The organism is Streptomyces sp. M41, assembly GCF_043673425.1.
Taxonomy (GTDB): domain Bacteria; phylum Actinomycetota; class Actinomycetes; order Streptomycetales; family Streptomycetaceae; genus Streptomyces.
Window position 1 is genome coordinate 136,417 of sequence record NZ_JBIMKE010000011.1, and the last position, 18,527, is coordinate 154,943.

17 protein-coding genes are annotated in these 18,527 nt (G+C 66.7%); 11 read left to right on the forward strand and 6 right to left on the reverse strand.

Features of this window, described 5'->3' with window-relative positions; all coding sequences use genetic code 11:
* Positions 1–67 precede the first annotated feature (67 nt).
* The 6 genes from ACHBTE_RS16700 (at position 68) to ACHBTE_RS16725 (ending at position 4,636) form a co-directional block, all read left to right on the forward strand.
* Positions 68–676, forward strand: coding sequence for a DUF2017 domain-containing protein (locus tag ACHBTE_RS16700; RefSeq protein WP_394724655.1), 609 nt, complete (start codon positions 68–70; stop codon positions 674–676).
* A 340-nt stretch (positions 677–1,016) separates the two neighbouring features.
* Positions 1,017–2,456, forward strand: a complete 1,440-nt coding sequence (locus tag ACHBTE_RS16705) for an amino acid permease (RefSeq protein WP_394724656.1) — start codon at positions 1,017–1,019, stop codon at positions 2,454–2,456.
* 178 nt (positions 2,457–2,634) lie between these two features.
* Complete coding sequence (locus ACHBTE_RS16710; protein ID WP_394724658.1) at positions 2,635–3,057, forward strand: Mov34/MPN/PAD-1 family protein; 423 nt, start codon at positions 2,635–2,637, stop codon at positions 3,055–3,057.
* 122 nt (positions 3,058–3,179) lie between these two features.
* The gene (locus ACHBTE_RS16715; protein ID WP_316959376.1) at positions 3,180–3,275 is read left to right on the forward strand and encodes a putative leader peptide; all 96 of its coding nucleotides are present in this window, start codon (positions 3,180–3,182) and stop codon (positions 3,273–3,275) included.
* Between the two features lie 116 nt (positions 3,276–3,391).
* Entirely contained in the window at positions 3,392–3,670 is a 279-nt protein-coding gene (locus ACHBTE_RS16720; protein ID WP_394724660.1) for a MoaD/ThiS family protein, read from the forward strand.
* A gap of 15 nt (positions 3,671–3,685) precedes the next feature.
* Positions 3,686–4,636: a PLP-dependent cysteine synthase family protein gene (locus ACHBTE_RS16725; protein WP_394724661.1), complete on the forward strand. Its 951-nt coding sequence runs from the start codon at positions 3,686–3,688 to the stop codon at positions 4,634–4,636.
* A gap of 28 nt (positions 4,637–4,664) precedes the next feature.
* Here the strand turns inward: ACHBTE_RS16725 and ACHBTE_RS16730 are convergent, their stop codons facing one another.
* Entirely contained in the window at positions 4,665–5,105 is a 441-nt protein-coding gene (locus ACHBTE_RS16730) for a type II toxin-antitoxin system PemK/MazF family toxin (RefSeq protein ID WP_394724662.1), read from the reverse strand.
* Between the two features lie 969 nt (positions 5,106–6,074).
* Here ACHBTE_RS16730 and ACHBTE_RS16735 point away from each other — a divergent pair.
* Positions 6,075–6,569 carry a hypothetical protein gene (locus tag ACHBTE_RS16735; protein ID WP_394724663.1) on the forward strand — a complete coding sequence of 165 codons (495 nt, stop codon included), beginning with the start codon at positions 6,075–6,077 and terminating at the stop codon, positions 6,567–6,569.
* 313 nt (positions 6,570–6,882) lie between these two features.
* On the opposite strand, the gene ACHBTE_RS16740 is transcribed toward ACHBTE_RS16735, so the two are convergent.
* Positions 6,883–7,074 carry a hypothetical protein gene (locus ACHBTE_RS16740; protein WP_394724664.1) on the reverse strand — a complete coding sequence of 64 codons (192 nt, stop codon included), beginning with the start codon at positions 7,072–7,074 and terminating at the stop codon, positions 6,883–6,885.
* Positions 7,075–8,426: 1,352 nt separating this feature from the next.
* Here ACHBTE_RS16740 and mycP point away from each other — a divergent pair.
* The 4 genes from mycP (at position 8,427) to ACHBTE_RS16760 (ending at position 13,318) form a co-directional block, all read left to right on the forward strand.
* On the forward strand, positions 8,427–9,635 hold the full coding sequence (mycP, locus tag ACHBTE_RS16745; protein ID WP_394724665.1) for a type VII secretion-associated serine protease mycosin: 1,209 nt from the start codon (positions 8,427–8,429) through the stop codon (positions 9,633–9,635).
* Between the two features lie 222 nt (positions 9,636–9,857).
* On the forward strand, positions 9,858–10,307 hold the full coding sequence (locus ACHBTE_RS16750) for a hypothetical protein (RefSeq protein WP_394724666.1): 450 nt from the start codon (positions 9,858–9,860) through the stop codon (positions 10,305–10,307).
* Positions 10,308–10,312: 5 nt separating this feature from the next.
* Positions 10,313–12,601 carry a hypothetical protein gene (locus tag ACHBTE_RS16755; RefSeq protein WP_394724667.1) on the forward strand — a complete coding sequence of 763 codons (2,289 nt, stop codon included), beginning with the start codon at positions 10,313–10,315 and terminating at the stop codon, positions 12,599–12,601.
* 48 nt (positions 12,602–12,649) lie between these two features.
* Positions 12,650–13,318, forward strand: a complete 669-nt coding sequence (locus ACHBTE_RS16760) for a hypothetical protein (RefSeq protein WP_394724668.1) — start codon at positions 12,650–12,652, stop codon at positions 13,316–13,318.
* A 1,008-nt stretch (positions 13,319–14,326) separates the two neighbouring features.
* Here ACHBTE_RS16760 and ACHBTE_RS16765 read toward each other — a convergent pair.
* The 4 genes from ACHBTE_RS16765 to ACHBTE_RS16780 all read right to left on the reverse strand — a co-directional run bounded on the left by ACHBTE_RS16765 (position 14,327) and on the right by ACHBTE_RS16780 (position 18,525).
* Positions 14,327–15,529, reverse strand: a complete 1,203-nt coding sequence (locus ACHBTE_RS16765; protein WP_394724669.1) for a hypothetical protein — start codon at positions 15,527–15,529, stop codon at positions 14,327–14,329.
* The gene (locus tag ACHBTE_RS16770; RefSeq protein WP_394724670.1) at positions 15,526–15,717 is read right to left on the reverse strand and encodes a hypothetical protein; all 192 of its coding nucleotides are present in this window, start codon (positions 15,715–15,717) and stop codon (positions 15,526–15,528) included. Before ACHBTE_RS16770 ends, ACHBTE_RS16765 begins: the two co-directional genes overlap by 4 nt.
* Positions 15,718–15,762: 45 nt before the next feature.
* Complete coding sequence (locus tag ACHBTE_RS16775) at positions 15,763–16,671, reverse strand: hypothetical protein (protein WP_394724671.1); 909 nt, start codon at positions 16,669–16,671, stop codon at positions 15,763–15,765.
* Between the two features lie 687 nt (positions 16,672–17,358).
* The gene (locus ACHBTE_RS16780; protein ID WP_394724672.1) at positions 17,359–18,525 is read right to left on the reverse strand and encodes a hypothetical protein; all 1,167 of its coding nucleotides are present in this window, start codon (positions 18,523–18,525) and stop codon (positions 17,359–17,361) included.
* Positions 18,526–18,527 lie beyond the last annotated feature (2 nt).

Below are 18,527 nucleotides of genomic sequence, written 5' to 3' on the forward strand. Positions count from 1 at the left end.
CGACCTCTCGACCGCAGGATCGAACGTGACCTCTCGACCGCAGGACCGGAAGTAGCGAATCGCCTCCATGCCAGGAACCTTCGAACCGCTCCCCGGCGGCGGCGCGGCCGTCGCCCTCGACGACGTCGAGATCTCCATCATCCGGTCGCTGGCCGTCCAGCTCCTGGAACTCATCGGCCCCGGTCCCGCCGAGGACGCCCCCGAGGACCCGCTGGCGGAGCTGTTCGCCGAGGGACCGAGCGAGCCACCGGCCGACCCGGTCCTCCGGCGCCTGTTCCCGGACGCCTACAGCGACCCGGAGGGCACCCCCGGCCCCGAGGAGGCCGAGGAGCGGCGGGCGTACTCCGCGGAGTTCCGCCGCTACACCGAGAACGACCTGCGCGCCGGCAAGCGGGACAAGGCGCTCGCGGTGATCCGCTCCCTGGACGCGCTGAGCGCCACCTCCACCGGTGAGGACGCGGCGGTGCTCAAGCTCTCCGCCGAGGAGTCCCAGCAGTGGCTCGGGGCCCTCAACGATCTGCGCCTGGCCATCGGCTCGCGTCTGGACATCAGCGACGAGGACGACACCGACCTGCTCTACCGGCTCCCGGACGAGGACCCGCGCAAGCCGATGGTGATGGCGTATCTGTGGCTGGGCGGGCTACAGGAGACGCTGGTCGCGACGCTCCTGCCGTAGATTGCGACACTTTCGTAGCGATATGTGACCGTTCTGTGTTCGCTCAGCAGACGCTCAAATCCGGATAACGATCAAGTCAAAGCCGTCACCCATATTGGGGGGCGGCTTTCCTTTTGTCCGGTTCTTCTTGTGCGGTGCGCCACACTCCCCTGAGTCGATCAATGTGACGGGCGTGATAAATCTTCACGACGCCCGGCGAACACCACCCGAATGTTCGGCCGGGTGCGCCACGTGACCGACGGATCGTCGGTCAGGCACAGCTCCAGCAATCCGGGGGGATCGAGACCCGATCCGAGGCCGACTACAGGTCCGGGTCGGCATGGAGAAAGGCGCACTGCACATGACCTCTTCGAAGGTCACTGACGCGACGGCCACGGGTGCCCCCGAAGAGGGGTACGAGCGCGGCCTCGGCAGCCGTCAGGTCCAGATGATCGCGATCGGCGGCGCCATCGGCGTCGGCCTGTTCATGGGTGCCGGGGCGAACATCGCCAAGGCCGGCCCCAGCATCATCCTCATGTACGCCCTCGCGGGCGTCGTCATCTTCTTCATCATGCGGGCCCTGGGCGAGCTGCTGCTCTACCGGCCCGTCTCCGGCTCCTTCGCCGAGTACGCCCGCGAGTTCCTCGGCCCGTTCTTCGGATACGTCACCGGCTGGACGTACTGGCTCATGTGGGTGGTCACCGGCATGGCCGAGCTCACGGCCGCCGCCATCTACATCCACTTCTGGTTCCCCGAGATCCCGCAATGGGTCAGCGCCCTGGTGTTCCTGGTGGTGCTCTTCGGCGTCAACCTGATCTCCGTCAAGATCTTCGGCGAGGTCGAGTTCTGGTTCTCGATGATCAAGGTCACGGCCATCATCGGCATGATCGTCATCGGCCTCGGCGTGCTCACCCTCGGTTTCTCCGACGCCGGTGACACCGCCACCGTCTCCAACCTCTGGTCGCACGACGGCTTCTTCCCGAACGGCATCGGCTCCAGCCTGATGACCCTCCAGGGCGTCATGTTCGCCTACCTCGCCGTCGAGCTCGTCGGCGTCACCGCGGGCGAGTCCGAGAATCCCGAGAAGACCCTGCCCAAGGCCATCAACACGCTGCCCTGGCGCATCATCGTCTTCTACGTCGGCGCGCTGCTCGTGATCCTCTCCGTCGTCAAGTGGACCGAGTTCTCCGCGGGCGAGAGCCCCTTCGTCCACGCCTTCGGCAAGATCGGCATCCCGCTCGCCGCCGGCATCGTGAACTTCGTGGTGCTCACCGCGGCCCTGTCGTCCTGCAACTCCGGCATGTACTCCACCGGCCGCATGCTGCGCGACCTGGCCGCCAACAGCGAGGCCCCGCAGGCGTTCGGCAAGCTCAACGCCCGCAAGACCCCCGCCGTCGGCATCTCGGTCTCCGTGGCGCTCATGGGCATCGGCGTCGTCCTGAACTACGTCGTCCCGGAGAAGGCGTTCCTCTACGTCACCTCCGTCGCCACCGCGGCCGGCATCTGGACCTGGATGATGATCCTCGTCAGCCACATCCGCTACCGCGCCGCGGTCGACGCGGGCCGGCTGCGCGCCTCGTCCTTCCCGGCTCCCGGCGGTGCGCTCTTCAGCTGGGTCGCGCTCCTCTTCCTCATCGGCGTGACCTGCATGATCGCGTACGACAAGGACGCGCGGGTCTGCCTGTACGTCGCCGCCGGCTGGGCCCTGGCCCTGGGCGTCGGCTGGGCGTTCCTGAAGAAGCGCAACCCGCAGCTCACCGTTCGCGGTGGCGACGAGCCGGAGCTCGAGAAGGTCGGCTGACCGGGACTCTTCCTGGACCTGGACCGAAACCGGTGGACGCCGGTCGCAGGGGCCACTCGTGGCGCCCCCTGCGACAGCCGCTCAGGCGTCCACACCAGGACGTCCCCTACGTCCGGCATATGGGCCGCCCCGTACCATCCCTCGGTACGGGGCGGCCCCTCTGCTTATCCTGACCGACATGCTGACCATCACCCAGGCCCTCGTCGACCAGATCGTCGCCCACGCGCGCAAGGACCACCCCGACGAGGCATGCGGCGTCGTCGCGGGCCCGGCAGGCTCGGACCGCCCGGAGCGCTTCATCCCGATGCTGAACGCGGCCATGTCCCCCACCTTCTACGAGTTCGACTCGGGAGACCTGCTCAAGCTCTACCGCGAGATGGACGACCGCGACGAGGACCCGGTGGTCATCTACCACTCCCACACGGCGACCGAGGCCTACCCCTCCCGCACCGACATCTCCTACGCCAACGAGCCCGGCGCGCACTACGTCCTGGTCTCCACCGCCGACACGGACGGCCTCGGCGACTTCCAGTTCCGCTCCTTCCGGATCGTGGAGGGCGAGGTCACGGAGGAGGAGGTCCGGGTCGTGGAGGCGTACTGAACCAGCCCCACCCGGGCGAATACACAGTGCCTGAACAGCGGGGTCTCACTCTCCGACCGTCATCCGTCCGCGATGTGGGATCACATTCCAGAACCCGGACCGGGAATCGATACGATGAGCGCATGGTTTTCCACGACGTGAGCGAAAAGACGCCGGGCATGCTGCTCGTGGCGCGGCTGCACGTCGACCTGTGCAGGCTCGCCAGCGCCATCTGTTGACGCCGACCCCTGCCGCCGTACGGCCGTGAGCCGCGGCGCCGCACACACGCACCACCCTGCTGCACTTGCGCTGCCGCGCGCCCCCGACCGACCACTCCCGACAGGAGCCCTCAGCCATGGCCATCGAGGTCCGCATCCCCACCATCCTCCGCACCTACACCGACGGTCAGAAGGCGGTGGAGGGCAGTGGTGACACCCTCGCCGAGCTGTTCACCGACCTCGAGACCCGGCACACGGGCATCCAGGCCCGCATCGTCGAAGGCGAGCAGCTGCGCCGCTTCGTGAACGTCTACCTGAACGACGAGGACGTCCGCTTCCTCGACGGCATCAACACCAAGCTGTCGGACGGCGACAACGTCACGATCCTGCCGGCCGTCGCCGGCGGCATGGCCTGAGGGCCCTGACCACCGATGCGTTACGACTCCCCGTTGGCCGCGGTCGGCAACACCCCCCTGGTGCGCCTGCCGCGGCTCTCGCCGTCCGCCGAGGTCCGCATCTGGGCCAAGCTGGAGGACCGCAACCCCACCGGCTCGGTCAAGGACCGCCCCGCCCTGCACATGATCGAACAGGCGGAGAAGGACGGCCGCCTGACGCCGGGCTGCACCATCCTGGAACCCACCTCCGGCAACACCGGCATCTCCCTGGCGATGGCGGCCAAGCTCAAGGGCTACCGCATCGTGTGCGTGATGCCCGAGAACACCTCGCAGGAACGCCGGGACCTGCTCGCCATGTGGGGCGCGGAGATCATCTCCAGCCCGGCCGCGGGCGGCTCCAACACCGCCGTACGCGTGGCCAAGGAACTCTCCGCCGAGCACCCCGACTGGGTGATGCTCTACCAGTACGGCAACCCGGACAACGCGGGCGCCCACTACGCGACGACCGGCCCGGAGATCCTTGCCGACCTCCCCTCGGTCACCCACTTCGTGGCCGGCCTCGGCACCACGGGCACCCTGATGGGGGTCGGCCGCTACCTGCGCGAGCACAAGCCCGACGTCAAGATCGTCGCGGCGGAACCACGCTACGACGACCTGGTCTACGGCCTGCGCAACCTCGACGAGGGCTTCGTACCCGAGCTGTACGACGCCTCCGTCCTGACCACCCGCTTCTCGGTCGGCTCCGCCGACGCGGTCACCCGCACCCGTGAACTCCTCCAGCAGGAGGGCATCTTCGCGGGCGTCTCCACCGGCGCCGCCCTGCACGCCGCGATCGGCGTGGGCAAGAAAGCGCTGAAGGCCGGGGAGAGCGCGGACATCGTGTTCGTCGTCGCGGACGGCGGCTGGAAGTACCTCTCGACCGGCGTCTACACCGCGGCGACGACCGAAGAGGCCATCGAGACACTCCAGGGCCAGCTCTGGGCATGACCGTCCCCCGTGGGGCGGCCGACGCCCGCTACGTCGCCAGGTGACGGACCTGGTCCCACACGACCGGGTCCATCACCCCCACCCGTCGCCGGAAGTCCCACACCGGTACGTCCCGCAGCTCGCCCGTCTCCAGGAAGCTCGCCCGCCCCCGGGTGTCCCCGACGGAGCCCGGCGGCAGCGGAATCACTCCGTGCCGCTCGTCCCGGTACTTACTGGTGATCTTGGCAACGGTGACCCGCTGCCCGCGCACCGCGAGCACCAGACAGGGCCGGTCCTTGGCGTCCGGCCCGTCCTCATAGGGCACGTTCGCCCACCAGATCTCCGCCGGCTCCGGCAACCGAGCCGGGGCACGCCCCCGAGGCCGCCCCGGCGGCCGGGTCCGCCGCCCGCGCCCCCACCCGTCGACGAGCGCGGCGACCAGTGCGAGCAGCACCACCGCCGCGAGCGCGAGCCACCAGGACGTATCCATAGCCACGAAGGTACCGGCGCCCACTCCGCCCCGCGCGCCTTCCCCCACCCTTGCCCCGCCCCCACAGCCCGAAAGGGCCGCATGCCGGCCGAGGCAGCCGGCGGGGCCGGACACCTCCCCACCGCACCTGCCCCGAGCGGGCTCGCGGCTGGTCGCCGGCTGCTGCTCGGGGCAGGCCGCTCAGCGCGCACGCCGGATCGGCCACGTGGTGCACCGATTGCTTCGGCCACATCGCATCGAGCAGGCACGTCGTATCGAGCTGCCCATACGGCAGTCGGGTACGTCTGTCGGCAATGTCCTCGACAGAAGGAACGACTGGTGTCAGCCCGGACGGAGACGGCGTGCCGAGCCGGACCGAGCACCGCTGCCGACGGACCGACGCACAGAACGGGGCGGCGACAGAAGGAACGACTGGTGTCAGCCCGGACGGAGACGGCGTGCCGAGCCGGGCCGAGCACCGCTGCCGACGGACCGACGCACAGAACGGGGCGGCGCGGCTGGACCAGCCGGCCCGGACAGGGTGATTGCGATGGCCGGCGGGTATTCGCATCACGGAACCTGAGGCGGAGCGGGAGGGGCGATGCCTCGACGGTGACGCAGACAGCGCGTCATGTGCCGCTGCTGGGCCCTTCGAGCAGCGGTGCGCGGGCCCTCGCCCCAACCCCGGTGTGTTTGCAGGCCGGTGCACGCTTTTCAGCCACCGACGACAGCGAAGACCAAAGCGGCTGTCACGAATTCGTGACGTTCGGTTGCGACCCACTGCGCCCGACTTGCCCGCTTGTGCTCTTACTTGCGCCCGCAAAGAGGGTAGGCGATTTGTCAGTGCCCGTAGCTACAGTGATATCTGACGCTTTGGCTAGCGGGGAGGATGCTGTGGCGGAGGACGGGGCGATCGACGCACCTGCGGGGGACCCGGCCGCACGGGCAGAGGGTTTAGCAGGGGGACCGGTAGCACGAGCGGCCGCAGAGGTGTTCGGGGTCGGGTCAGGTCTTCAGGCAACTGTTTCGGCTGTCGGTGATGTCATCACGGAGCTGCAGTCGTTCACGAAGTTCCGGGACCGCATCGACGGCCTCCTGCGTGACCTGCGGGAAAGCGCGGCCGGCCCGAAGCAGGTGGGGCAGAACGTGGTGTCGCGGGCCAACTTCGGTGGCGGATCCGACGGTTGGGCCGAGGCCGCCAACCTCTTCGGCGCGCACGAGACGGTGATGACGGAGCTGGAGAAGCTCTCCAAACTCCTCACCGACTCCATCGAGGGCATGAGCATCGCGGTCCTGGCCTCGCACAAGGGCTACGAGAACGTGGACGCGGACGTCAGCCGCCGCATGCTGGCCATCAGCAAGGACACGACCGAGCACTACGGCGGCACCTACGAGCCGCAGGTCCCAGGTACGCCGGGCGGGCAGACCACGAAGCCCGGCGACACCTCCGGCAGTGGCGACACGTCCGGAGCATCGGGCTTCTAGCGACGGCCGGTTGCGCATCACGGGGACACACACGGGGACAGCGGGGAGACGAGATGGGCGACAAGGGCAAGGGTGGCGGCAAGACATCGTTCGAGGGCATGAGCCATGAGGAGATGCTCGCCTGGCTGGATCAGGCCGACGCCGGCATGGTGCTCGCCGCCGCGGCCAAGCTCGTGCTGGTGGCCGCGGAGGTCAAGAAAGTCGGCGAGGAGCTGAAGACGCGCCCGCAGTGGGTGAGTTGGAAGGGCGAGGGCGCCGACGCGTTCCGCACCTGGAGCGCGGACCTCGCGAACGCGACGCTGAGGCTGGCGGACTACAGCCGAGGCGCGTCGAAGTGGCTCACCGAGGCCGCCGGCACGATCGGGAGCGTCCAGGCGTCGATCCCCCGCGACACGAAGTACGGCCAGTCCACCCTGAGCAAGGCACAGGCGAACCTGGAAGCAGCGAAGACCACGCCCAAGGACCCCGACTCGGCCTCCGTCACCCGCGACTCGAACCGGGACATCCAGACGGTCCTGGCCAAGCGTGAGGCGGAGCGGCAAGAAGCGGCTCGGCAGATGAAGAAGCTCGGGGAGTCTTACACGCTGTCTGCGGAGCAGATGGATGCGCTGGAGAGGCCGAAGTTTCCGCCGCCGCCCAAGGCTGTCCTACCGCCGGAGCGGGACGACATGACGAGTGAAGATCGCGTGCGTTCCGGTGGTGGCACTGGTACAGCCGCACCTGATACGGCCGGACCGATCGGATCCGGTGGGCGTGCCAGTGGCTCGGCGGGCCAGAGCGGTGGGGTGAACGGGCAAGTTGGCGCTCCTGAGACCTCAGCCGATGCTCCCGGAGCCCCTGCCGGAGGAGTTGCGCGTCCACAGCCGCCCACGGGGATGGAGATCGACAGCGTCGCTACCCTGCCCGAGGCGCCAACTGCGCCGTCGGCGCCGGCGAGTGGCCCGCCGATGGCCGGGGGACGCCCGGAGGGAACTGCGACGATGCCTCCCGGAGTAGTACCGCCGGTGACCGGGAGCACGCAAAGGCCAACCGGCCCTTCGTCGGGGAAAGGCCGCCCGTCTCCCGGATTCCGACCCCCGGTAGCCTCTGGACAGACGCCGATGGGCACCGGACCTTCCGCGCAGCGTCCCGCCACGGGTGGAGGCATTACGGGCGGCAGGCCCGTGTCTCCCTCTCCGGGGAGGGCCACTGGCAGTATCCCTCGGGGCGCTGTGATTGGCGGTGAGGGTGTGTCCGGCCGTGGTCAAGCGGGTCAGCCCATCGGTACCGGAAGGCCAGGGGCCGTCCAGGGCGGAACGGGCAGTGGCCGGCGCATCCCAGGGCAGCCCGACGGCATTGTCGGCGGTCGCACGCAGGGGACGGGGGGTGTAAATGCCCGTCCCATCGGCGCCGGCGGCTCCACCACGGCACGTGGCACGGCTCCCTCTGCACCCGGCGGTGGAACGGGTGGTCGTCGCTTCGCCCCGGAGACCGGAGGCATCGTTGGCGGCCGTCCCCAGCAGACCGGGACGGGGAGCGCACGCCCCTTCACCCCAGGCGGCTCTGGAGCGGTCCACGGTGTTCCGGGCGGCAGCGGGCGTCCCGCAAGTCCTGCAGGTCAGGGCGGCACGCGCGGCGGTCAGCCGGTCTCAAGCACGGTGCGACGGGCAGGCGAGCCGCAGCAGGGTGCAGGACCTGTTGGGCGTGGCGGATCCGTTGTGCCGCCGGGCTCTCGCTCGGCGGAGTCTCGTCCTGAGGATCGCCGAGGCGAGCGCCCCGACTACCTCACCGAAGACGAAGAGACCTGGCAGCAGGGTGCCCGTCGCGCCACACCGCCCGTCGTGGACTGAACTCGTTAGGACCACAAGAGGAATGCCGATGCCCACCAGCAACATGCAGCGTCTCACTCACAGGACCCTGCTGCCGGGAGTACTGGCAGCCCTGCTGGTGGGCATTGCCACGACGCCGTCCCATGCGGAGTCCATCCGTTCCCAGCAGTGGCACCTGACCGCCATGAAGGCGGACGAGATGTGGAAGGTCACCAAGGGCGAGGGCATCACTGTCGCGGTGATCGACAGCGGGGTCGATGACAAGAACCCTGACCTCCTCGGCCGAGTATTGAAGGGGAAGGACTTTGCGCTAGACGCCTCAGGCGATCAGCACACTGACGCCAGTGGCCACGGGACAGGCATGGCCGGATTGATCGCCGGAACCGGCGAGAGCGGGGGAGGCGATGGGGCTTTCGGCCTCGCCCCGGGGGCGAAGATTCTGCCCATTCGGGTGCCCCTGAAAGCAACCGTATTCGCTGAGGCGATTAGGTATGCCGCCGATGCAGGGGCCAAGGTCATCAACATTTCCATGTCGGTGGGAGGAGGCGCTGGAGGGGAGGAGGAGAGCGAGGCTGTGAGGTACGCCTTGAGTAGGGGAGCTTTGATCTTCGCAGGCGTCGGCAATGACGGTGACTCGTCTCTCGTGTCCCCCGCTGCCACCCCTGGGGTCGTTGCGGTGGGATCAATTGGCCAAGACCTCCGTAAAGCCCCTGAATCCCAGTACGGCCCTCAGGTAGACCTAGCTGCTCCAGGCGTCGACATGCTGCATGCATGTGGCGGTAAGACGGGCTTGTGCGAGACCCGTGGTACGAGTGACGCGACCGCCATCGCCTCCGCCAGTGCGGCCCTCATCTGGTCGAAGCACCCTGACTGGACCAACAACCAGCTCCTTCGGGTCATGCTCAACACAGCAGCGGGCCCCACAAGCGGCGCCAAGCGAAACGACTACATCGGCTATGGAGTTGTCCGTCCCCGGATCGCCCTGAAGACACCCGGAGACCCGGGCCCTGCCGACGAATACCCGCTCCCCGACCTGGCCGCCGCGGAGCCCAAGTCGCCGTCTCCGAAGCTCTCTGAGCCCGCTGCGGACAAGAACGAGGAAGACAAGCAGTCCGCCGCCGTACCCGCACGCGACGATGACAGCGACACGGCTCTCTGGATCACGCTGGGCGTGGGCACTGCCGCGCTGCTGGGTGCCGCAATCGCGATCCCTGTAGTGCGTGCCCGGCGCCGCAACACGGCGTTCCTCGGGCAGTAGCGCAGAGCCGGTCTGTGCTGATGGCCCCAGCAAACGGACGCGATCAGCAGAGTTCAAGTTGACATACGGTCTCACTGAGTACAGGTACTCAGACGCGCTGGCGGCGGATGCGGATGGGGCACATGATGCCGTGGCGCTACCGTACTTCTCGACCACCGCAGCGCTTCGCTCGCACGCTCACTACGGTTCGACGGCATACAACAACACGGGGAGGGACCACGCATGGCGTGGGAGGAGTGGGAGCAGCTCAAGGCCGCGGCGGCCGAACGGCATTCCACACAAATGCAGCTCAACCAACTGCCGGTAGATCCGGGAGGAAGCGGCGGGACGCAAGGCGACCTTGTGGTGGGGCATGCAGATCTTGAGGCCGTGGGCAAGGCCGCCCACGCCCTGTTCGAGGACTTCACGACCTACAGCGGGCACGCGCGCGTGGCCTCCACGGCTGCTGCGGGTGGACTAAAGGGCGAGGGGTTTGCTCTGGGGGCAGCCCTGGCCCATGTGGCGGAACGCTGGAGCGAGCAGTCGAAGACCCTGCTAGACGCCTGCGCCCACATCTCCAACCACCTGCGCTACACCAAGAACCTGCACGCGGCCGGCGACTCGTACATCGCCGGGACCATCAGCAGCATCGCCACGCTCGACAAGGGCTTCGACGAGCGGAAAGGCCACTGACGCCGATGGACCTCGATGCACTGCGCTACGGCAACTTCTCCAAGCTCGGTGAAGCGATCACCGACTGGGAACAGATGACGAAGAAGCTCGCGGATCTGCAAAAGGACGCCGAGAGCAACCTCAAGGCCAAGGCCGACAAGGCCAAGTGGGCGGGGGCCAACGCCACCGTCAGCCGCGAGTTCATCGCCAAGACCGCCGCCGAGTTCGCCGACGCGCACACCCAGGCCAACTCCATCACCAAGATCCTCAGCGACACCCGTGGCGAACTCATTGGTTACCGCACCCAGTTGAACGATGCAATCTCGCGGGCCACGCAGCAGAACATGAGCGTGATCGACACCGGCGATGGCACATTCGCCGTCATGGGGAACACCCGGCCCGACTGGGCGTCCGACCCGAGCGGAAATACCGGCGCGACGGACCAGAAGGCGGTGGACGCCCTCCGTGATGAGATCCAGGGCATCCTGACCAAGGCGACGCAGAGCGACAACAGCGCCGCGAAGGTCTTGATGCTTCTCGTCGACCAGGCCAAGTACGGCTTCTCCGACGCCAACTACAAGGACCGCGACACAGCAGCCAAGGCCATCGCGGACGCCGACAAGATGGCCAAGATCCTCGCGAAGAACCCGCGCGATGTGACGAACACTGAGCTCGCCTCACTTAACTCCACCCTGGCGCACTACAAGAACGATCCACTCTTCGCGGAGCAGTTCGCCACCCAGGTCGGCCCCAAGAAGGTGCTCACTTTTTGGGCTGGCATCGCCGATCCCTACCAGGGCAACTACGACCCCGATCGCGCCAAACAGGCCAAGCAGCTTCAGAAGAACCTCGGAATTACCATCGGTCGGGCCACGCTCTCCGACAGCGACAAGATGCAGGGCTGGGAGAAGGAGATCATCGAGCTCGGCCCCGACCAGCTCGGCATCGACGACGCAAGCAATCCGACCGGCTACGCCGTCATGAGTAACTTGATGCGTTTCGGTGACTACGACGATCAGTTCCTCAATGACTACGGAAGCAAGCTTCTCGCATACGACAAGAAGGTCAATGGCGAGGGGATCAACCTCTGGGTGAACAATGGCAACGACGGCGACTTGAACTACTGGGGTTCCAAGAACGACCGCGGTCGCGATCCCGTCACAGGCTTTCTGGAAGCTCTAGGTCACAATCCGGACGCCTCGACGCAATTCTTTGCTCAGCCCGCAGGCGCGGGTGACAGCGTCAACAAGGACTCGGAGATCAACGACCACCTGAAATATCTGACCACAGAGCGCGTCTGGGTGTCTGACACCTCCCCTCTCGGCGGCGATGACAACTATATTGCGGGTCGCAAGTCACTCGGCCACGCTCTTGAGGCCGCGACGACTGGATACTCATACGACGCGAGCGCTGACGACATCAAGGCCGGCGGCGAACATCGGACTTCCGCGACCGCAGCCGTGATGGAAGAGGTGGCCTTCCTCTACGGCAGCGAGGACGGACCGAAAATGCTCCATGACCAGCCCGAGATGGCAGCCAGTTTGGGCAAGATGGCCGGTGCGTACATCGATGACATCAACTACAACATGTCAGGTGTCGGCGAGTACGAAATGAACGAAGCCGCCTTCCCTGCAAAATATGACGGGCGTGCGAAATTCACACAAGAAGGCGCCATCAATTTCCTGAGCGTACTTGGTCAGGACGAAAACTCACACCGTGCCGTCACCGCAGCGCAGCATCTCTATTCACTCAGCGCTCTCGACGCTTATCCGCCAAACAGTGATGCGAACATCAGGCATGCGCACGATGTACTTACCACAGAGGCCAAGGCGCGGGGCATCCTCGATAACGCCCGTGTCGAGCAAGCTGCGACGGACTATGGCGCGAATTCGGAAGATGGCAACAAGTCACTGGGCCGGTCCGCCGACTGGATCAAGCTGGGGGTCGGGGCGGCTGTCGGTGTCGGGGTCGCCGCCATCCCACTGCCTGGAACGACGGCTGCGGCGATGGTCATCGCGCCGGTCGCCGCCGATACCGTCGGAGGGGCAGTGAACACCTTCATCGGCCATGAAATCGACAAGGGTATGGCCTCCAGGGAAGAGGACCCCAAGGAGCAGGCGCAGATGACTAGCAGCGAATTCTACAAGAAGGGCGAAAATCAACTGGGTTCCGTCTACCATAACTACATCAAAGATAGTCCAGATGCCGCCAAGAGCGCCGACGATAACAACTGGAACGACGATATCCAGAACGCATACCTCGGCGTTGGGTCCCACCAGAACGATTACCGCGGCCGAACTCCTTACAAGGACTGATCTGTGCGACAGGAAAGCGGACGTCTGCAGAATAGGGTGCAAACATTCATGGCCCTGCGCTCAGCGGTGGGCGCCACTGTGTTGATCTTGAGTGTCTCCGCGTGCAGCAGCAACGATAGTGACAAGAAGGAGCCCAGCCTGACCGCGTCCCAGGTTTGCGACTCATCACTCGACTCGTCGGCTGCCGCAGCACTCAGACGCATGGGTAGTGGCGAGAAGTTCACAGAACTGCCCGGCACGATGGACTCCGGAGAGCCGAACAAGTTCTCCCTCAAGCGCGCCGCGAACACAGTTCACGAGGACATGACGCAGCGAAATCAGTGCGCTGTCTATAAGGCGGGAGACGCAACTGGTCATCCATTGATCGATGTGGACTTCTCCGCGGTCAAGGACCACCCCAGCATGGATGGCGCCTCCCAAGAAGCGGAGTCGGAGAACGTAATTTATCCAATCGGCGTCTACGCAAAGACACACGAAAACACCAGCGCGGCGATTTACTTCAAGTGCTCCACCCGTGACGCCGGAAAGATCAAGGAACCGACCTCGTTCATCCAGGGGTCTCTCTACAGCACACCGGATCAAATCTCTCCGAAGACCACGGGCCGAGACTTGATGACCGTCCTCAGTGCCATTACACGGGCCATGGCCAAGCAGTTGGGCTGCACGTCGGAGGCAGCGTTGCCTTCGCAGGTTCCGGACGTTGTAATCCGCCGATGACGGACGAGGAGATAGTCCGGCACTTCGACGGACGCGGCCGTGTCGAGCTGCTTCCCGGGCGCCTGGACGCATCGCGAAAGCGCCGGATCGAGCAGATCACCCACGAGCTCGGCTACCGGTTGCTCGCAACCGAGAACCTCGGCCGCGCCGGCGTCCGGCTCCGCTACGAACGCGACGACGCCCCGCATGCCCGCCGCCGAGCCGAGCAGACCATCGAAAGGCTGCGCGCGGGCGGCCCGGTACTGTCGGCCATCGAGCCTCCTCCACCCCCGCCGCCACGGCCAGCCCCACCCCACATGCCCCGGCAGCCACCACCCCGCCCCCGACGGTCGCTGGAACCGCAGCCGCCACCACCGCTGACCCCGTGCACGCCCCGGATCCCGCCCCGGCCGCATCACCCGCCTCTACCTCCTCCGCCTGCTGTCACCTGAGACCCTCGCCGGAATGACCTTGGAGCGCTCGGGCCTCAGTGGACGCGTTCAGGACATCGGAGGAGCGGGTCGGTGAGGCTGAAGACATGACGACGTCGCCCCTTGCACAGGGGCGATTGCCCCTGTCCGCCGTATATGCGCCGACCGGACAGTTGGCTTCCTGGAGGAGGCCCTCATGCCGCAGAGCGACCCCTGAGACTGCCGAGTTTGAAGCCAAACCGCTCTTTGACAAGGCAACCGGCTATATCCCTGGGGCGGGTGGGGATATGTAAGCGGGCGCGCATCTCCTGCGTGACCTCCGCGATGACTTGCGGCGGTGATCCGTCCGCGGAACTCGTCAACCAGGCGGACGATGCCGGTGAGGTCGGCCGAAAGCGTCGGCGTGTCCGGGGAAGCCGTAGCCCATGGTGAGGGCATTGCGGAGTTCGGCGGTGGTACGCATGGCATCCCCTTCGGCCCGCTGGACGGACAGGTGCCAGTCCTTGGTCCTCCTGCCCTCCTCGTAGACCACGCCCCGGCATTCGAGCTGCCGAGGGCGTGGCGTTTCGCATCATTGCGGCACGGCGGTCGGGCGGAGTCAGCTGTTCCCGCCCGGTCGTGGCAGTTTCAGCTCCAGCGGCCCGCAGCCCAGGCGGGCGGCCTCGGCCTCCACGTAGCGGGGGAAGAGAGTGCGCAGGTCCGCGCTCATCCTGCTTTCGTTGGCCTGTATGAGGAACACCGTCGCGCCCGCCTGGCAACGGGCCTGGAAGACGCCGAGGTTGGGGCCGAGGCCGCCGTAACCGATGGAGGAGCTAATCCGGTTGCCCTCCTTCAGGGTCATCCTCGTGAAGATCGCTGCCAGCCGCGGGTCTTCGACGGTCATCAGGCGCTGCTCCGGCTGCGAGCCGGTGAAGTTGCGGTCGCAGGTGCGCACCGGGCCGTGCCCGTCGGTGATCATGGCGTACTGGTTCGGCCTGCGCTTCTTGCCCAGGGTCAGGCCCTTGATGCCGCAGAGTGCGTCCGGCTTCTCCGTGCGGGTGTAGCGGGCGGCCTTCGGCAGGCGTTCGACCGGATCGGCGATCGTGCCGGCGCAGCCCAGGTCCGCGCTGACCTTGTTGACGAGCTTCACGACCATGCGGGCCATCGCGTCCCGCTGGTCGGTGCGCGGCTCCAGATCGCCGATCCATGTGCCCTGGGCGATGTCCACGACGGTCGGCCCGTCGAAGTCGCCGGGGCGGCCCAGGCAGCCGTCCGGGATGGCGAGCCAGGCGCGGTCGTCCGAGGCCATGCCCAGGAGGCCGCCGCCGAGCGGGGTGAGGCGGGCGGAAAGGAACTCGTCCGCCCACTTGCCGTCGTCGCCGGCCCGGTCGTTCAGCCGGTGCACACGGGCGGTGAGCGCCCAGTCGTCTCCGTCGCTGTTCGTCAACTGGCAACTGCCGACGGGGCCGTCCATAGAGCGCCTACCGTGCAGCACGGGCGCCTCGACCGCCTTGACGTTCTCAGGCTCGCGGAATATCGGGGCGAGGTCGTCGCGGGACAGCGCGCCCCAGCACACCTCGTCGGGCGCGAAGGGCCCGGCCTGCGTCTGCCAGGCTGTGCCGCCGGCGCCGAGCAGAACCCCGGCGAGACCCGCGGCCAGCAGCGGCCGGACCCGGCCGCGCAGCAGGTGGCGCCAGTGCAAACGCTGGCGGCGTCGGCGCCACCGCTCCCGGCGCAGGCGCCGATACCGCTCGCTGAGCAGCTCCCGGTCGGCGGGCAGGGGCCCGTCGTATCCGTTCGGTTCGTCCGCGGTGCTGCTCACCGGGTGGCTCCCTTGGGGGCGATGGGGGCGCAGCCCAGGCGGGCGGCGGCCGCGTTGGCGAAGGCGGCGAGGTAGCTGGGGTCGGTGGAGGCGCCCATCGGGAAGGTGGCGGGCCGGCCGGCACAGTCGGCTCGTACGATCGCGTGCTCCTCGCCGATCGTGCCCGTGCCGCGCCAGCCGCGTGCCACGGGGCGCTCGCCCGCAATCCCTTCGAAGACCGCTGCAAGCCGTGGCTATGTGACCGTCGCGAGCTGCAGGTACGTCACGTCGTTGCGATCGCCACGAACGGTGCACGTCTGCAAGTCGCGGGTAGCAGCGCCGATCTGGTCCTCGATGTCCTCCGTGCCGAGGCGCAGGCCGCGGATGCCGCAGACATCCTCATCTGGCCTGAAGCTTCTCTCCGGCTCACCCGGCAGGTCGTAGAGGGGCGAGCTGACCCTCAGCGGCTCGTCAGGCGCGCAACCGGCCGCCGCCATCCCACGGTTGGCCGCAGCGACGAGCAGCACCGCAGCCTGACGGGCACCACCCAGACCGGCCGGATCGTTCTGGCTGTACGAGGGGCCGCTGGTGTACGTGCCGGAGGCACGCATGGTGACGATGGTCGGACGGCCGTCCGGCGCATCGCAGGACTTCGGGAGCACCAGCAGGCCACCGTGCCCGTTCACCGTTCCCGGCAGGCCGTCCGGCAGAGGGACCATGTCGCCGCCCAGGAAACCGTCGTGGATCAGCGCGAGCCGTGCCTCGGCGGCCTTGGGTACCGGGCCGTACTCGACGGACACCTGCTGGTCGATGGAGACCTTGTCGCCGTCGTAGCTGCTCTCGTAGTCGCCGGCGATGGCGACTTCGCACCTGCCGGTCGGACGCTCGCGCGTGGGCGCTGTCTCCCTGCTGGTGCGTGACCCGTCGTCATCGTTGCCGAACGCTTTGTCGCCGAGGAATTCCGGGCCGCTGTCCTCCTCCCATGCGCCCCAGCAGTAGCGGTCCTTCGGCCATGGCCAGGTGTCTGCCACCCACGTCCCAAGCCCGGTCCCCGCAAGCGCGAGCACCAGCGCGCACGTCAGCGACAGCCGGCCGCGCCTGCTCTGCGGCAGCGCTCGACGCAGCCGACCGGGCGCCGTGGGCGCCTCGTCTTTCTCACTCACCCCGTGATCCCCCTCCGGCGCAGGTCGCCAATCGCTCCCCGACGTGCGCCCTTGCCGTAACCACACGCTCACCCGCGGGCGCACCGAACAGCGCGTGCCCTACACGTCCGAGTGAGCGATCTTTGTCCTGCGTTTGAAATGAGGAATTGCATGCGGCCTTGGATGGACCGTCACCTGATCGCGCACGAGCTACAGGCCGGAGAAGGCTGAGGCCTCTCCAGCCGGGGCACTGCCGGCCGAGCCGGAGCCGGGCCTCCACCCTGGCAATCTCGCCCTTGATCGCCGAGTTCGGTCCTCAACAGGTCGTTGCCGACCTTCTCGAACAGCTCCGTCAGCGTCTCGCACCGCTCGCTCCCAGCCTGATGTAGCGCTCCCGGGAGTCGTACATGTCCCGCCGGGCGGCAGCAGTACGGCACCCGGAATCACGACCGAGGCCGCCCGCCTGCCCGTCCTCAAGCTTCACCAGCCCCTTGCTGATAACTGGTTGAGCTGCATCTATGCGGTGTGCCGCTCGGCAACCGCGGCCTTTAGCCGCTCCCACTCTTCCCACGCCCCGCCTGGCCCTCCCGGGTCTGTACTCAGCGAGCGTTGAACGTCGTGTCGCGGCACCGCGCTCGTACTGCAGGCGTGCCGAGGTGTAGGACGCTGTGACGGGTGGCCGGGGAACAGGCGTAGCTGCCGCCCGACTCAGAACATCATCTGGCCCGATGGGATATTCGCTGTCTTTCCCTTCTTGATTTTCGGTGCCGGCTTTAGCTCCGTCAGATACTTGGATAGGCGCAGGGTTATCGTTTCGCGCAGGCGGTCGACCGAACCTCCGCTTTCCAGAGCGGCGTCCGGCGCAACGTCCAGCGTGTAATGGCTGAGTGTGGCAGCATCGGTTCCGATGACATGCGTGATTTTCAGGTTATTCGGCGTATGCGTTTCCGACTGGTCGATGTCGAAGACATAGATCCACGCCGGAGGGTCCTCGACAGGCTCGTTTCCCTCTTTGGCCAGGCGCCATGTTCCGTCATCGACCTTTATGAGGTCAGGGCGGCCAAGATGACGTTGCCAGCTCTGCCAGACCGCGAGTGGGATAGCCAGAATGCATCCTGCCGAGTCGCTGTGAGCGCCGATCTGGAATTTGAACATCATTTGATAGAATGTGCGCTTGAAGGCGTTTGCTATGTTCGGGCCCTGTACGCCTTCCGACAGCCACTGCGGATGCGTGGCGATACTTTCCTTGAACTCGCCCTTATGGGCATGGCGAGCGAAGCGCAGAAGCTCTACAGACTTTCTGTATGTGCCGTGAAAGTCCATCGTTTGAATTTCAAAGATTCCATATTGCCCAATCGCGATTGAGCCGTTGGAATCCGGAACCAACTCGATCATGGTGGAGTCGAATGAAAACTCGGGTGACCTGTCGGTCGAGTTGATGGAGATCTCACCGCCGAGCTTGTTCTGGAAGTAGACGATGGACGGTTTCCCGGCAGCAACGCGCTCGCGCAGGTCGTCTGCTTCCTTCTTCTTTGACAGCACGGATGCTGCGACGATCTTCACGTCAGCATCGGCTGCATGCCCGAAGAGCCGGTGGGCGGCGTCTTGCAGCATGGCGGAGTCGAGAGCTCGGAACGGGCAGGCTAGCCAGTCCTGGGGAGCGCCGTTACTGGTGCTGTTGATCGTGCAGACACCCTTGGAATTCTTACGCTTGACGCACTTGGTGTCTTTGCTGGTAGCCGTGGTGAGGAATGGGCAGCGCTCAGCCTCTTGGTCGCTCAGGCTGGTCGGCGTCTCGGCGACGACCGGGTACATTCGGTGCCCGAACCATTCGGCGATGTAGTTGTTGGCCTTTTTGGCCGTTCCCCCGGACAAAG

What these genes read in the sequence shown, in the direction of transcription:
- ACHBTE_RS16760 (WP_394724668.1), top strand. Translation starts at nt 12,650, where the DNA reads ATGGCCCTGCGCTCAGCGGTGGGCGCCACTGTGTTGATCTTGAGTGTC.
- ACHBTE_RS16750 (WP_394724666.1), top strand. Translation starts at nt 9,858, where the DNA reads ATGGCGTGGGAGGAGTGGGAGCAGCTCAAGGCCGCGGCGGCCGAACGG.
- ACHBTE_RS16705 (WP_394724656.1), top strand. Translation starts at nt 1,017, where the DNA reads ATGACCTCTTCGAAGGTCACTGACGCGACGGCCACGGGTGCCCCCGAA.
- mycP (WP_394724665.1), top strand. Translation starts at nt 8,427, where the DNA reads ATGCCCACCAGCAACATGCAGCGTCTCACTCACAGGACCCTGCTGCCG.
- ACHBTE_RS16740 (WP_394724664.1), bottom strand. Translation starts at nt 7,074, where the DNA reads ATGTCCCGGTTCGAGTCGCGGGTGACGGAGGCCGAGTCGGGGTCCTTG.
- ACHBTE_RS16715 (WP_316959376.1), top strand. Translation starts at nt 3,180, where the DNA reads ATGGTTTTCCACGACGTGAGCGAAAAGACGCCGGGCATGCTGCTCGTG.
- ACHBTE_RS16700 (WP_394724655.1), top strand. Translation starts at nt 68, where the DNA reads ATGCCAGGAACCTTCGAACCGCTCCCCGGCGGCGGCGCGGCCGTCGCC.
- ACHBTE_RS16755 (WP_394724667.1), top strand. Translation starts at nt 10,313, where the DNA reads ATGGACCTCGATGCACTGCGCTACGGCAACTTCTCCAAGCTCGGTGAA.
- ACHBTE_RS16720 (WP_394724660.1), top strand. Translation starts at nt 3,392, where the DNA reads ATGGCCATCGAGGTCCGCATCCCCACCATCCTCCGCACCTACACCGAC.
- ACHBTE_RS16710 (WP_394724658.1), top strand. Translation starts at nt 2,635, where the DNA reads ATGCTGACCATCACCCAGGCCCTCGTCGACCAGATCGTCGCCCACGCG.
- ACHBTE_RS16725 (WP_394724661.1), top strand. Translation starts at nt 3,686, where the DNA reads ATGCGTTACGACTCCCCGTTGGCCGCGGTCGGCAACACCCCCCTGGTG.
- ACHBTE_RS16730 (WP_394724662.1), bottom strand. Translation starts at nt 5,105, where the DNA reads ATGGATACGTCCTGGTGGCTCGCGCTCGCGGCGGTGGTGCTGCTCGCA.